This is a genomic window from Paenibacillus sp. IHBB 10380 (genome assembly GCF_000949425.1).
Lineage (GTDB): Bacteria > Bacillota > Bacilli > Paenibacillales > Paenibacillaceae > Paenibacillus_AQ.
On record NZ_CP010976.1, the window covers coordinates 4,469,747 to 4,483,763 of the forward strand.

Sequence of the window (14,017 nt, forward strand, 5' to 3'; positions counted from 1 at the left end):
TATTTACTGATAACTTGAATAAAACGAAGGCGCGGATGGCATCGGCCCTCCCCGCCAACCGAAATTATGAAGAGAACATGATCAAGAAGGCGATAACTGTAGCTGCCAACGGAATAACTTCGACGATACCAACACCGATAAACATCGTTGTTTGTAGTGCGTTACGTGCTTCTGGTTGACGAGCAATAGATTCAACTGTTTTACTTACGATCATACCGTTACCTAGACCTGCACCAAGTGCCCCTAAACCAACTGCGATTGCTGCTGCTAAAAATTCCATAATTAAATATCCTCCTTAAAATCTTCTTATTATTTGTGTAATATAATATCTTCTGCGTTAAGAATTCAATAGATTCTGAATCTGTTCGCTGAAGTTAATTAATGGTCTTCATGAATCGTTGTTTGAGCGATGTACACCATACTCAGAATCGTAAATATGAAGGCTTGTAAAGCGCCTATAAATATACTAAATCCTTGCCAAACCGCGAGAAACGGAATCCCTATGAAACTAAGCTTCAGGATAACAGTAATCAGGACTTCCCCAGCGAATATATTAGCGAATAACCGAATTGCAAGCGCAACTGGCTTAGATAAATTCTCAATAATATTCAATGGAAGGAAAATCGGAAACGGTTCAATATAATGTCTCAAATAATGTTTACGGTTCAGCTTGAGTCCAAGATAATTCATTAAAATAAAGATAACGATAGCAAGACCCGCAGTTATGTTAATGTCTGCCGTTGGTGACTTCCACCAAAGAATCTCAGCATGTTCGCCATTCCCTAAATTTTTTGTGGCTTCAATAACGTGTCCAAATATTTCTTGAGGACCATGTGCTTCGGTAATGATAGAAAACGGTAGTCCCAACAAGTTGGATACAAAGATGAACAGGATCAGTGTAAGCCCTAAAGATATATAAGGTTTCCCTTTCTTCAAGTCCATTGCGCTTCCAATGAGACCCTGAACAAATTCCACAACCCATTCCATGAAATTCTGAAGCTTGGAAGGATTCTCTACCGATAAATTACGAACACAGAGCCTAACGAACACGAATACGACGATCATACTCACCAGCAACATAAAAATAGCTGATAGATCGAGATTCAGTCCCCCCACATGGATAATCGGTTGTTCATGCATTGAAATGTATTCCCTCCTTTCGCTTAATATATTAAATCATCTTTTTCACACTCAAATATATACCTACAGGAATGGTCAAAAGCTGCGGTAAGAAGAGTCCAGCAATGGTTAGTTCAAGTGAAAAATGTTCGATCTTCACGGAGAACATCACAGCCAGAAGGGCGAAACTAATTCGGGTTATGAAGCCTAGGCTAAATGCCCTCGTTTGTTGGGTTGCTACGGCGTGTGCAACTTTCCGGACTTTCGCTGAGAGATAGCGAGTATTTACCAAACCTGCTACCATTCCCAGGGCCATACCCAGAGAATAAATTCTGGATTCCGGATGAAGGGCCCACCCCATTAATAACCCTGCCAAGATAATCAATGACAGTCTGGTGACACCCTTCACAATGGAAGCTATATCATCCATCTTGTTCCCCCAAAAATTTTTTGATCAATACGAAAACATGAATAGCCCCTAGAACTAGCCCTGAAATGGTTCCAATCGCCAGCCAATAACTAGGTCCATTATACAGACCCCTAAGCCATCTCCCTCCGAAAAATCCGATGAGAATATAGGTTGATAGCAGACCTCCAGCTGTACCAAGATGCAACGCTGTTTGCCAAATATTGTTATTATTGTTCGGTTCATTCATGTGCATACAATCCCAACTAATTTTACTGAATATAGTAAGAGTTTGTCAATCAAGTGAACTTCAAGATTTCGAGACAACAATAGTAGAATTAAACACAAATAAAACCATATAAACCGTACAGTTCTACTGTACACTATCAGCTTTAACAAGCTATTTCGGTCTATTCTTCGTCTTGTGATTTTGTGACCATTCTGTGAAATTCTTCAGGACGTTCCTCGTTAATCCCGAAATGGTGAAGAATCGCATTGACAATTCTTTCTGATGCACGTCCATCACCGTAAGGGTTGGCGGCCCTGCTCATGATGTCATAGGCTTCTTGGTTAATTAAAAGATTCTTGGTCCGTTCATACACCTTCTCTTCATCTGTACCTACTAATTCAAGTGTTGCCGCTTCGATTCCCTCAGGACGTTCCGTCGTGTCTCGAAGTACAAGCACCGGAACACCGAAGGATGGCGCCTCTTCTTGCAAGCCTCCAGAGTCCGTTAGAATTAGATGAGTATGGGGATAAAAGTTATGCAGATCAACGACATCCAAAGGTTCGATCAGCTTAATCCGAGGGTGATTCCCTAGTATTTCATACGCAGGTTCCTTCACAGCGGGACTTGGATGAACAGGGTATACAATCGCTACATCCTCAAATTCGTCGGCAATCCGTTTAATAGCACGGAAAATATGACGGTGCGGTTCGCCTTGAGACTCCCTGCGATGCGCCGTCATAAGAATAAGTTTTTTGCCTGATGCCCAATCCAACACAGGATGACGGTAACCTTGCTGTACGGTATATTGAAACACATCTGTCACTGTATTGCCTGTGATATATATACTTGACTCTGATTTGTTCTCCTTCTTCAAATTACCTGCAGACCAATCTGTAGGAGCAAAATGAAGATCAGCAAGAATACCCGTCAATTGACGGTTCATTTCTTCTGGAAATGGTGATAGTTTATTCCATGTTCGAAGTCCAGCTTCGACATGACCCACTTTAATTTGCTGCATTAATGAAGCATAACTCGCCAAAAATGTCGTCAGTGTATCGCCATGTACTAGCACAATATCAGGCTTAGCCTCACGAAGGACAGGTTCCAAACCTTCTAATACACGAATAGATATTTCATTTAAAGACTGACGATCCTTCATTACATCCAAGTCATAATCCGGATGGATTCCAAATACATCAAGTACTTGGTCGAGCAGTTCACGGTGCTGCGCTGTAACGCAGACAACCGATTCAATATGCTCAGGATGTTTTTGCAATTCCAAAATAAGTGGTGCCATCTTGATCGCTTCCGGGCGAACCCCGAAGATTGTCATTACTTTAATCTTTGACATGCCCATTACCTCACTTTACTTGGTTCCGTATAAACGGTCTCCTGCATCACCTAGTCCAGGAATAATATATCCATGTTCGTCTAATCTTTCGTCAAGTGCAGCAACATAAATATCAACGTCTGGATGCGCATCCTGTACCGCTTTGACTCCTTCTGGAGCTGCGATTAGATTCATCATCTTGATCTGAGTGCATCCACGTTTCTTCAGAACATCAATTGCTGCAATAGCTGATCCTCCTGTTGCCAACATAGGATCAATAACGATCAGTTGACGCTCAGTAACGTCTGTTGGAAGCTTGGTATAATATTCCACGGGCTGCAACGTCTCTGGATCACGGAACAATCCTACGTGTCCAACCTTCGCAGCAGGAATAAGCTTCAACATCCCATCCAGCATGCCGAGTCCAGCGCGTAGAATTGGAATCAACCCAAGCATACGACCTGAAATAACATGACCCTCTGTCTCTGCGACAGGAGTCTGAACTGTAACGGACTCCAATTGAATCTCTCTTGTAATCTCATATGCCATCAATGTCGCAACTTCATCAACAAGTTCCCGAAAATCTTTCGTGTTCGTACGCACATCTCGTATAAAAGTTAACTTGTGTTGAATTAAAGGATGATCACATATCACCAATTTTCCCATAGTAGCCCCTCCGTAGTTCGTATGTCTCTATGAACATACAATTCTTATGCCTTAGTTGTAGTATCTGCAAACCTCGTCTATTATATCATTCCCAGAAAAGAATTTGCACCTACGTAGGACATGTTTATTTCAAGACTGTGAACAAAGGACAAGGATCAATACGATAGAGGGCATTGGGCAGGATCATTTCATCCGCAATGTTTGTGACAAGCATAAAAAAAAGAACCTCTCGCAACAGTATGGAGCGCCAAAAATTTCAGCTGGTCTCTTAATCACTGCTACCGAGAGGTCTTTGCAAGCGAAAGATCGACCTCGACCCTTCGCCGCACATCATGTGAATTCTAATATTTCAAATCTGTATATAATGGATATTGGTCTGTTAGCTCAGCCACTCTTGCTGCTGCTTGCGCAAGTACAGCTTGGTCTTCCGTGTTCTTCAGCGTTAGAGCAATAATCTCACCTATAGCAACCATCGCCTTCTCATCCATACCCCGTGACGTTGCTGCCGGTGTACCAATGCGGATACCACTTGTAACAAATGGACTTGTTGGATCAAAAGGAATTGCGTTCTTGTTCACTGTAATTCCGATAGAATCAAGTACTTTCTCTGCAACTTTACCCGTAATATTTAAACCACGTGTATCAATTAGCATAAGGTGGTTATCTGTACCCCCAGAAACGATGTTCAAACCTTCGCTAATCAATGTTTCAGCTAGAACCTGTGCATTCTTAACTACATTCTCCGCATATACCTTAAATGAAGGATCTAACGCTTCCTTCAAGGCTACTGCTTTGGAGGCAATAACATGCATCAAAGGTCCACCCTGCATGCCTGGGAATACCGCTTTATCGATTGCTTGTGCCCATGGTTGTTTACAAATAATCATACCTCCACGTGGGCCACGAAGCGTTTTGTGTGTAGTGGTTGTTACAAAGTGTGCATGAGGTACAGGACTAGGGTGAATTCCAGCAGCCACGAGTCCAGCAATATGAGCCATATCTACCATGAACAGCGCGCCCACGTCATTAGCGATAGAAGCGAGTGCTTCAAAGTCAATGGTACGAGGATAAGCACTGGCACCCGCCACGAGTAACTTCGGACGATGTTTGAACGCTAGCTTGCGCACTTCATCATAATCAATTAGGAAGGAATCTTCTTGAACACCGTAAGCTACAAAGTTATATAGAAGACCTGAAGCGTTAGCTGGACTACCGTGAGTTAAGTGTCCGCCATGTGCCAAGTTCATTCCTAGAACGGTATCTCCAGGTTTAAGCGCTGCTAGATAAACAGCCATATTCGCTTGTGCACCAGAGTGCGGCTGTACGTTAACATGCTCTGCTCCAAACAATTCTTTAGCACGATCACGAGCAATATCCTCAACGATATCTACGTGTTCACAACCACCATAATATCTTTTGCCAGGATATCCTTCAGCATATTTATTGGTCAGTACAGAACCCATAGCTTCCATTACCGCTTCACTTACAATGTTCTCCGAAGCTATAAGCTCGATGTTACTACGTTGACGTGCTAACTCTAATCCCATAGCCTCCAGTACAGCTGGGTCACTCTTACGCAATTGGTCCATAATTCATAGTCCTCCTAAGTTTTATTATGAGAATATCAAGTTAATCGCAAAGATGAGATTCATTCTCCTCTTGAATCGAACGTTCAAGAACATATTGGGCTCGTTCTCCACCAATCATCTTCGGTCTTGTATAGGCTGTATTGACTCGTGCTTCTCCTATATAACGAATGCTTGGTCTAAGGGGAACTGCAACAGGACGTAGATGCATTCCGATCATCGTCTCACCAATATCGATTCCAGCATGAGCTTCTACGGTTTCTGCAAGACAAGGGTCATCCATGGAGCGGTATGCCGCGGAAGCCATCGAACCTCCTGCTTTAGGATAAGGCACTGCGGCAACCTCTGTCAGACGCAGTTCATCCAATAGCGTTCGCTCCATGACTAATGCGCGATTTAAATGCTCACAACACTGATACGTGACAAGAAATCCAAATTCATTACGAACTTCCTCAATTCCAGCAAGTAGTTCATTCGCGACTTCCAAAGCTCCAGATGTTCCAATTCGTTCGCCTACCACTTCACTCGTACTCGTACCGACTACGAGCAGCTTACCGGGACCAAGCTTGGCAACCTCCACTAATTCACGAAGTACAAGCCCCACCTGCTCCCTTAGAGAGATCACCTGATTGTTCTTCATAAGGGCCTCCTTAGACTTGCCGATACTTGTCTTCAATAGCCATGACCTTGTTCACACGATTCACGTGGCGTTCTCCCCCACTAAACGCTGTACTCAGCCATTCCTTGACGATTTCCTCAGCAAGCCCCGGTCCGATGACACGCTCTCCCATAGCCAGCACATTCGTATCATTATGCTCTCTCGTAGCCTTAGCAGAGAATACATCATGGACCAGAGCGCAACGAATGCCAGGCACCTTATTGGCTGCGATACTCATCCCAATACCCGTACCACAGATCAATATACCTCGATCTGCTGTACCTGCAACAACCTGTTCACATACAGGCAGAGCATAATCTGGATAGTCAACGGAATCAGAGCAATTACACCCCACGTCCACAACCTCATGTCCGAGCTTCTGAATAACAGCAATAACGTCTTTTTTCAAGCCAATACCTGCATGATCAGTTCCTAGAGCAATCTTCATCTTGTGAAAAACCTCCTCAAATTCGCTTCTTAAGTATCTTGTACCATTATACCTTATTAATATGGTTAGAAGACGAAAAAAGAGCAGTCTACGAGTGTCTCGTAGAATTGCTCTTTTGCCCAGGCGACCGGCCGTATATTCCGATGCTCCATCGTGGTTTCATCCACATAGTCGCCAGTTACATCGGAACCGATTGTTTTTCATTTAATCTCATAATAAATCAATCTCGACTGAAAAGCAACGTACAATCAAGAATGAATTCGGTCACGAAGAAACGGCTTCGCCGTCCTTTAAGAGACCGTAACCGTTTCTCGTAGAAATATATTCAAAGTATAGTGAAAACTTAACCTTTCTTATATTTCAAAGTTACGAACTCTGCTCATGTTGCAGCTTGTCCAGCATACGATCTATAGCCGTCCGAATCTCTGCTGCCGTCACTTCATAATCTTCTCGTGACCCACCAAAAGGATCAGAGATATCGAAGCTCGGAACACGTTGCTGTAACTCAATCAACCGTTCGCGATCTTGGTGATCTAACTCTTGACCCAATGCCTTATTCATGGCCCAAGTAGCATATAAACTATCTAGCTCTTGTAATTCTCTCAACACCACTTCATCATCTTCGGCATATTCCTTCAGTGTATAGACCTTACCCATCGCCTGAGGAAAATTGCGAATAACATGCTGTTTATGGCTCTGAGTTAACGTAAGAATAAGATCCGTCGATGTTACGTTATCATGCCTTAAAGGGAGAGAGGTGATATGATCGTTAATATCATGATCTCGTAGCACCGCCTCCGCGTGACGGGATATAGGTACCCCTTCAGCCGCAGACACTCCAGCAGATTCAACCTCTAGTTCAATGCCCCGTTCCTCAGCTAATTTGCGAAGAATTCCTTCGGCCATCGGACTACGACATGTATTGCCTGTACACACGAACAAAATACGTAACATGCCCTGTCAACCTCCCAAGAATCAATTCCTTCAATACGATGGCTTTGTAACTTATTATTCATTCTATTGTATCAAAAGATAAACACTAGTCCAAATGCAAGAAGTATAGCACCCCCGAGAGCTTCTCCATACTCTCCTAGATTGTGACCCACTTTCCGTCCTAGTAGAAGGCCCAATACCGACATTAATGCACCACAGAATCCGAACGCCAAGACCGTGATCAATACATTGCTATTAAACATCCCTAAAGAAACCCCGACCGAGAATGAGTCAATACTAACACTCACTGAAAAAATGCCCATACCGATCCAAGAGCGATAATCTACGATCTTCGTCATTCCACCATAAAAAGCATTCACAACCATATGGCCCCCAAGTAGAATCAATAATCCACCGGCGACATAACCTGTGATCGTTCCCAATAGCATGCCGACATATTGCCCTGTAACAATACCTAGCAAGGGCATGATAATGTGAAAAACCCCTACCCACAAACTGATTTTAAGGATATGAAGCAACCCAATCCCCTTCATACCAATTCCCACACTGAGTGAAAATGCATCAAGCCCTAAAGCCAGTGCCATAATTAAAATCGTAATTAGCTGCCCCAAACTGGCAGAAGTCTCCCACATGAATATTCCTCCAAGTCCGTTAGCTTCTTGTACAAATTTATGCGGACAAGGCGTGATTCATGACAGGAACCCTCGATGGGGAACAACCCATTACCTATACAGAGATTACTCTACCTCCAGCTGCCTTCAGCAGACGATTCATGACCGCTGTGCCAAGCCCTTCTTCCGGGCAAGCTTCTGCCAGAATAAAGGTAACGCCTGCTTCATCGAACTGACGCAACCCTGCATACAAGAAGCGAGCTACGGTGTCTAGCGATGACAAGGGCCCCATGGTAACGATGTGAAGATCCGGACGATCATGATACATGCCTTTGTGTTCATCGAAGATCATGAGTCCTATCGTCTCTCCGTGCTCCACGGCATCATCTAGCCGAGTTGCGATCCAATCTGCGACAGTCTGTGGTGAAGATCCTCTCACAATACTAAGTGCACCCCGCGGTGCATAGTGCGTATACTTCATACCCGGTGATCTGGGAACTAAAGAGAAGGCATGATCTGTATCAGACATTCCAATCTCAGATGATGGTGCTATATTCTGTTCAGACGCTGATTCCGTATCGGATAAGTCAGAATGGATAACTACACCCTCTATGCGAGACAATTGTTCCGTTGTAATACCACCGGGTCTTAACACGACTACTGCACCATCTGCTTGCACCTGTACAACCGTAGACTCTAGCCCAACACCTGTAGGACCTCCATCCAAAATCCCATCAATTCGACCCTCTAAATCCTCCATCACATGATCAGCTAGCGTAGGACTCGGTCGCCCAGATCGATTAGCACTTGGTGCCGCAACGGGACAACCCGCCTTGGCAATGAGCTCGAGTGCAACAGGGTGATCTGGCATACGTACACCAACTGTATCTAATCCTGCCGTCACCCGTGAGGACAACACTCCTTCCCGCAGAGGCAGCACCAGTGTCAGTGGACCTGGCCAGAATGCTTCCATCAATGCAGCAGCTATAGGATGCACCTCTGTTACGAGTTCTGCTAGTTGAATACGTTCCGCTATATGTACAATAAGTGGATTATCAGCCGGTCTTCCCTTGGCTGTAAATACAGCCTCCACTGCGGATGTACTCCGTGCATCTGCGCCAAGTCCATACACCGTTTCCGTTGGGAAAGCTATAATCCCTCCACTTGCTAATAACTTAGCAGCTTCCTGAATATCTCCTGCTTCACGTGATAATTCTTGCTTAAGCTGTCTCTTCTGATCAATCATTCCCCTGACATTCCAGTACGTTGTATGAAGATCGCTCGCTGTCTTCTTTTCATATTTATCATCATTCATGTTCGATTCCATCACTTATCACATGCTTTCTAAAAATCATATTATGCCTTCCGCCTCACGAGCCGCTTGTAAACGAAAAAAGTGCCCCCATCTGCGAAAGAACAATGAACGAAGTCATCGGACCATGGGCAGAGAATAAGCACCTTCACTTAAGATACAAGAATTTTACCATGAACCTGTATAAAAACAAAGTGGAGAAGTTAGACAAACAATCCCTTAATCCACTCTATTAACCCTAGAATCATATCCCATAAGAAAAAGCGTACTTCAGGTGCATCAGAGGTTTCTTCTACATCTCCACCCTCACCCTTAGCCTCTACTGTAGACGCAGTTGCCGCAGCTACAGCATCTCCGGTTCCAGCATCAATGAAACATAACGGCGGGAATAACACACACCACCAATTCTGTCCTTTTCCTTCACCTAATGTAATTCTTAATGCCTCATACTCTCCGGCTGGATATACAGTGCCACCATATAATTTAGTAGGAAAAGCAACCATTCCAAGTTCAACCTGATAATTATAGTGTATTCCCCGATCCGCCAGCTCTTTCCCTACCAAGTTATTCAGCTCTGGGAGGTGCTGTTTAATGACTGCACGTGCTTGTTCTAAGCTTTGTGGATCTTCCAACTTCTGAACCCATCCGTTCATTTGCTCCACAATAACATCACGGATCTCTTTCTTGACAATCTGATCTCCGGTTCTATCTGAATTTGCTAGAATACGCAATCGAATCGACTCCTGAGGTATAAGCCCCTCCACCACAGATGCGTCTGTACGTTGCGCTTCCCAAGACATAACTAGCAAAAATAATATACTAAATATAATAACTGTATTCTTTACTAAGACACGCCGCGTATCAGATCCTATGACACTGTTTCTCATTCTAAATCCGCTCCCCTCTATCACTTCATATGGGCTAGTATGTCCATTTCAAGAGAGGATAAACTATCAATCTATTAAAAAATAAATATACCGGTAGATACGGCGCTTCAGGATGACCGCTACGCGGACGGATTATTCTTCCGATCGCCGCTGTTGCCCTCAGATTTCCTGATATATACCGCTAAGCGGTAGAAATCCCAGGACAAAGGCGAACGCTATCGCTTCTACAGAACAATTCCGTCCTCTTCGCTGCCCTATGTTAAAGCGTTAGAATACCATAAAATCAAAAAACCACCCTATTAACCGGAGTGGTTAACAGAGTGGCGTTCGATTAATGTTATTAGATTAGAACTAATTTGAACCTGCGGAAGCAGAATAGTTGGATGTCTGAACGACCAAACTATCATCCGGCTCCTGACTGTGAACACGAACACTCATAACGATACCTATACTAACCATATTTATAAGTAGAGAAGTTCCTCCGTAACTAATAAAGGGAAGAGTAATCCCCGTTAATGGCATAATTCCGATAAAAGCACCGATGTTCTCAAAGATTTGATACAACATCATAGCAACTATACCTACAATGAGATAGGGTCCTGCTCGATTCTTACATTCCAATGAAATCAGAATCATACGATGGATCATCACGAAGTATAACAACAGCAACACGGAAGCTCCTACGAAGCCAAATTCCTCCGCGACCTGCACAAAGATCGAATCGGAATACGTATAAGGTACACGTTCACTTTGAACAGAAGTCCCTTTCATATATCCTTCTCCAACCATTCCCCCAGAAGCAATAGCAAGCTTGGCATTGTCTGTATGGTAACTAGCTTTAGCCGTTGCTTTCTCAGGAACAAGCCAAGGATCGAGCCGTTCGATCCAGTGATCCTTTTTAATAGACTCCAAAGCTGTTTTGATATCGTCATGGTAATGGATGTAGCCTTGAATACCACCAATCAGGGCCCCGAGCATAATAACTACACCAATCAATGCATGAGAGAATTTAATGTTCCCAATCCAGAGTAGTCCAATCAAAATGATGACATAGCTAAATGAGTTCCCAAGGTCATTCTGCGAGAGAACGATAACAAACGGAATAAAGGCTATCATACCCACAGGTACAACATTGCTCCAGAAGGATAGTTGATTCTTATTGATACGAATAAGGGCAGAGGTCAGGAAGATAATTAAACATAGTTTAAAAAGCTCTGCTGGCTGTAATGAAAATCCAGGCAGCTCCAACCAACCTGTTGCTCCGTTCTTCGATTCTCCCACAAAACTTACAACGCCAAGTAAAGCCATGCCTGCTAAGTAAATAACCCAGGCATATTTGATCAATAGTCGGTAGTCAATCAAAACAAATGCAGTGAAGGCTACAAAGGAAATAGCGTAGTACTTCAACATTTTTATGTGATGCCCATCTAAACCGGTGCTCTCTCTTCCATTAGTCACGCTATATAAAGACAATATACTAATCGCCATAAGAGCAATTAGAACCACCAAAACGACGAAATCTATTTTTTTTAGCTTTTGAAGCATGTGCTACCCTCCTGTACCGAGGCTTCTACCTCTTGTGCCTCATAAAGCACCTATCTCTCTATTGTATAGGAATACACCAACCAAATTCAATTGGACAATGACGGTAATAAACCGAAGACCCTAATAAGAAATGAAAGGTAAGCAAATCCTCCCTAAAGTAAACGTCTAAACCCTTACCCCAAGGACATGACGTTCAATCCCAGCGAAGTCAGGTACAATGACAATCTCATCCCAATGCCCTGCTTCACTTAACAATTGAGCAACATCGCCCGCTTGTCCCATACCGAGTTCAAAGCCGATCAAGCGCGGAGGCGCGGCGAGCATTATTAACTGCTCCATCATGATGCGGTAAGGCAGTAGCCCATCCGCACCACCATCCAGCGCCATGCGCGGCTCGAAGTCTCGCACTTCACGCTGGAGACCAGCGATATCCGACGCCGGTATATACGGTGGGTTGGACACAACAATGTCCAACGCCATCCCAGCGAACGGCGCCAGCAGGTCGCCCTGATGAAAGGCTACGGCTGCCGCATGGCGCGCCGCATTCTGCTCGGCTACGCGGAGCGCCGCCGGCGAGATGTCGCTGGCGTGTATGCGCCAGCGTGGCGACTGCACCGCCAGCGTCACAGCGATAGCGCCGCTGCCGGTGCCAATGTCGGCGGCCACGAGCTGCTGCTCGGCCACCGCGGAGAGCTGCGCGCTAGGCGCAGGAGCTTCCGCCGGCACGGCGGTGCTGCCCGGCCAGATCCGGGCAGCTTGCTGCTGGATCGCTTCGACCAGCAGCTCGGTCTCCGGCCGTGGGATCAACACGGCCGAGGTCACGTTAAAGAGCAGGCCGTAGAATTCCTGCTCGCCGATGATGTACTGCGCCGGTTCACCCGATGCTTTGCGGGTAACCGCGTCCATCCACGCGGCAGCTTTAGCCGCGGGAAAAGGCTCCGACAACGCCATGTAATAGGCGGTGCCTGTCAGTTCCAGCACATGCTCTAGCAATAGCTGTGCATTACGCTGCGGCTCCAACACGCCACAATTCGCTAAAAAAGAGGAAGCCTCCACAAAGGCTTCCCGTATACTCTGATTGGGTGATACGTTGAAACGATCTCTGCTCACAACATTATTCCCCACTATCCATCAATTCTGCCTGCTCAGCAATACTAAGAGCTGCAATAATATCAGTAATATCACCATTCATCACTTGTTCTAATCTGTGCATAGTCAGACCAATACGGTGATCCGTTACACGGCCTTGCGGAAAGTTATACGTGCGAATACGCTCACTGCGATCACCCGTACCCACTTTGCTCTTACGCTCACCCGCGTACTTAGCTTCTTCTTCTTGACGCATCTTATCTGAGATACGAGAACGAAGCACTTTAAGGGCTTGATCTTTATTCTTATTCTGCGATTTACCATCTTGGCAAGTTGCCACAATACCCGTAGGGATGTGAGTCACTCGCACAGCAGATTTAGTTGTATTAACAGATTGTCCACCCGCACCACTTGAACAGAACGTATCCACACGAATGTCTTTATCATGAATTTCAATCTCAAATTCTTCTGCTTCTGGCAATACAGCCACAGTTGAAGTTGACGTGTGAATCCGTCCACCCGATTCAGTGGTTGGAATGCGCTGCACACGGTGTGCACCACTTTCATATTTCATTTTGCTGTAAGCACCACGACCGTTAATGGAGAAAATAACTTCTTTAAAGCCACCAAGATCATTACTGCTCACATCCATTATCTCTACTCGCCATCCCTGTGCGTCAGCATAACGGGTATACATCCGATAAAGATCAGCGGCAAACAGAGCGGCTTCATCTCCACCCGCCGCACCGCGAATTTCCACGATAACGTTCTTATCATCATTAGGATCTTTTGGAAGTAGAAGTTGACGAATCTGGCTCTCTAATTCATGGTGACGAGTCGTTAACTCATCAATTTCCATCTTAACCATTTCACGCATCTCGTCATCTAGCTTCTCAGCTTGCATTGCTTTTGCTGAATGTAGTTCTTCAACAACTGTTCTATATTCGGTAAAAGCCTCAAAAGCAGGCTGTAAATCTGATTGTTCTTTAGAATACTCCCTTAATCGCGTATTATCGCTAGCAACATCAGGATCACAGAGCATTTCGCTCAGTTTTTCGTAACGGTCCGCCAAGGATTGCAATCGGTCCAACATTGGGGGGTCACCTCTCCTATATCAAAATAAACTCCATTTAATTATTTTTCATGACTCTTCATTATAACATACTTTATGCACACT

At 44.6% G+C, this 14,017-nt stretch carries 16 protein-coding genes and 1 riboswitch; all 16 genes read right to left on the minus strand.

All coding sequences use genetic code 11. From position 1 onward, the window contains the following. Positions 1–64: 64 nt before the first annotated feature. On the minus strand, positions 65–280 hold the full coding sequence (gene atpE, locus UB51_RS20330) for a F0F1 ATP synthase subunit C (protein WP_044878851.1): 216 nt from the start codon (positions 278–280) through the stop codon (positions 65–67). A gap of 98 nt (positions 281–378) precedes the next feature. Then, positions 379–1,140 carry a F0F1 ATP synthase subunit A gene (gene atpB, locus UB51_RS20335; RefSeq protein ID WP_044878852.1) on the minus strand — a complete coding sequence of 254 codons (762 nt, stop codon included), beginning with the start codon at positions 1,138–1,140 and terminating at the stop codon, positions 379–381. A gap of 31 nt (positions 1,141–1,171) precedes the next feature. Then, the gene (locus UB51_RS20340) at positions 1,172–1,549 is read right to left on the minus strand and encodes an ATP synthase subunit I (protein WP_044878853.1); all 378 of its coding nucleotides are present in this window, start codon (positions 1,547–1,549) and stop codon (positions 1,172–1,174) included. Further along, positions 1,542–1,775 carry an ATPase F0F1 gene (locus UB51_RS20345; protein WP_044878854.1) on the minus strand — a complete coding sequence of 78 codons (234 nt, stop codon included), beginning with the start codon at positions 1,773–1,775 and terminating at the stop codon, positions 1,542–1,544. The genes UB51_RS20340 and UB51_RS20345 overlap by 8 nt, the downstream gene beginning before the upstream one ends. A 160-nt stretch (positions 1,776–1,935) precedes the next feature. After that, the gene (gene wecB / locus UB51_RS20350) at positions 1,936–3,105 is read right to left on the minus strand and encodes a non-hydrolyzing UDP-N-acetylglucosamine 2-epimerase (protein ID WP_044880327.1); all 1,170 of its coding nucleotides are present in this window, start codon (positions 3,103–3,105) and stop codon (positions 1,936–1,938) included. Positions 3,106–3,120: 15 nt separating this feature from the next. After that, the gene (upp, locus tag UB51_RS20355) at positions 3,121–3,750 is read right to left on the minus strand and encodes a uracil phosphoribosyltransferase (RefSeq protein WP_044878855.1); all 630 of its coding nucleotides are present in this window, start codon (positions 3,748–3,750) and stop codon (positions 3,121–3,123) included. A gap of 341 nt (positions 3,751–4,091) precedes the next feature. Continuing rightward, a complete protein-coding gene (gene glyA, locus UB51_RS20360; protein ID WP_144407046.1) occupies positions 4,092–5,339 on the minus strand; it encodes a serine hydroxymethyltransferase in 1,248 nt (415 codons plus the stop codon). A 40-nt stretch (positions 5,340–5,379) separates the two neighbouring features. Continuing rightward, positions 5,380–5,976: a TIGR01440 family protein gene (locus UB51_RS20365; protein WP_044878857.1), complete on the minus strand. Its 597-nt coding sequence runs from the start codon at positions 5,974–5,976 to the stop codon at positions 5,380–5,382. A gap of 10 nt (positions 5,977–5,986) precedes the next feature. After that, on the minus strand, positions 5,987–6,442 hold the full coding sequence (rpiB, locus tag UB51_RS20370; RefSeq protein WP_044878858.1) for a ribose 5-phosphate isomerase B: 456 nt from the start codon (positions 6,440–6,442) through the stop codon (positions 5,987–5,989). A 110-nt stretch (positions 6,443–6,552) separates the two neighbouring features. Then, positions 6,553–6,634, minus strand: a riboswitch (ZMP/ZTP riboswitch). Positions 6,635–6,808: 174 nt separating this feature from the next. Further along, entirely contained in the window at positions 6,809–7,396 is a 588-nt protein-coding gene (locus UB51_RS20375; RefSeq protein ID WP_044878859.1) for a low molecular weight protein arginine phosphatase, read from the minus strand. A gap of 71 nt (positions 7,397–7,467) precedes the next feature. Continuing rightward, entirely contained in the window at positions 7,468–8,028 is a 561-nt protein-coding gene (locus UB51_RS20380) for a manganese efflux pump MntP (protein ID WP_044878860.1), read from the minus strand. Between the two features lie 94 nt (positions 8,029–8,122). Beyond that, the gene (locus tag UB51_RS20385; RefSeq protein WP_234405674.1) at positions 8,123–9,253 is read right to left on the minus strand and encodes an L-threonylcarbamoyladenylate synthase; all 1,131 of its coding nucleotides are present in this window, start codon (positions 9,251–9,253) and stop codon (positions 8,123–8,125) included. Between the two features lie 269 nt (positions 9,254–9,522). Further along, positions 9,523–10,206, minus strand: coding sequence for a stage II sporulation protein R (gene spoIIR, locus UB51_RS20390; RefSeq protein WP_044878862.1), 684 nt, complete (start codon positions 10,204–10,206; stop codon positions 9,523–9,525). 351 nt (positions 10,207–10,557) lie between these two features. Further along, entirely contained in the window at positions 10,558–11,751 is a 1,194-nt protein-coding gene (locus UB51_RS20395) for an FtsW/RodA/SpoVE family cell cycle protein (protein ID WP_044878863.1), read from the minus strand. A 165-nt stretch (positions 11,752–11,916) separates the two neighbouring features. After that, complete coding sequence (prmC, locus tag UB51_RS20400; protein ID WP_044878864.1) at positions 11,917–12,861, minus strand: peptide chain release factor N(5)-glutamine methyltransferase; 945 nt, start codon at positions 12,859–12,861, stop codon at positions 11,917–11,919. 4 nt (positions 12,862–12,865) lie between these two features. After that, positions 12,866–13,933, minus strand: a complete 1,068-nt coding sequence (gene prfA, locus UB51_RS20405; RefSeq protein WP_044878865.1) for a peptide chain release factor 1 — start codon at positions 13,931–13,933, stop codon at positions 12,866–12,868. Positions 13,934–14,017: the final 84 nt, after the last annotated feature.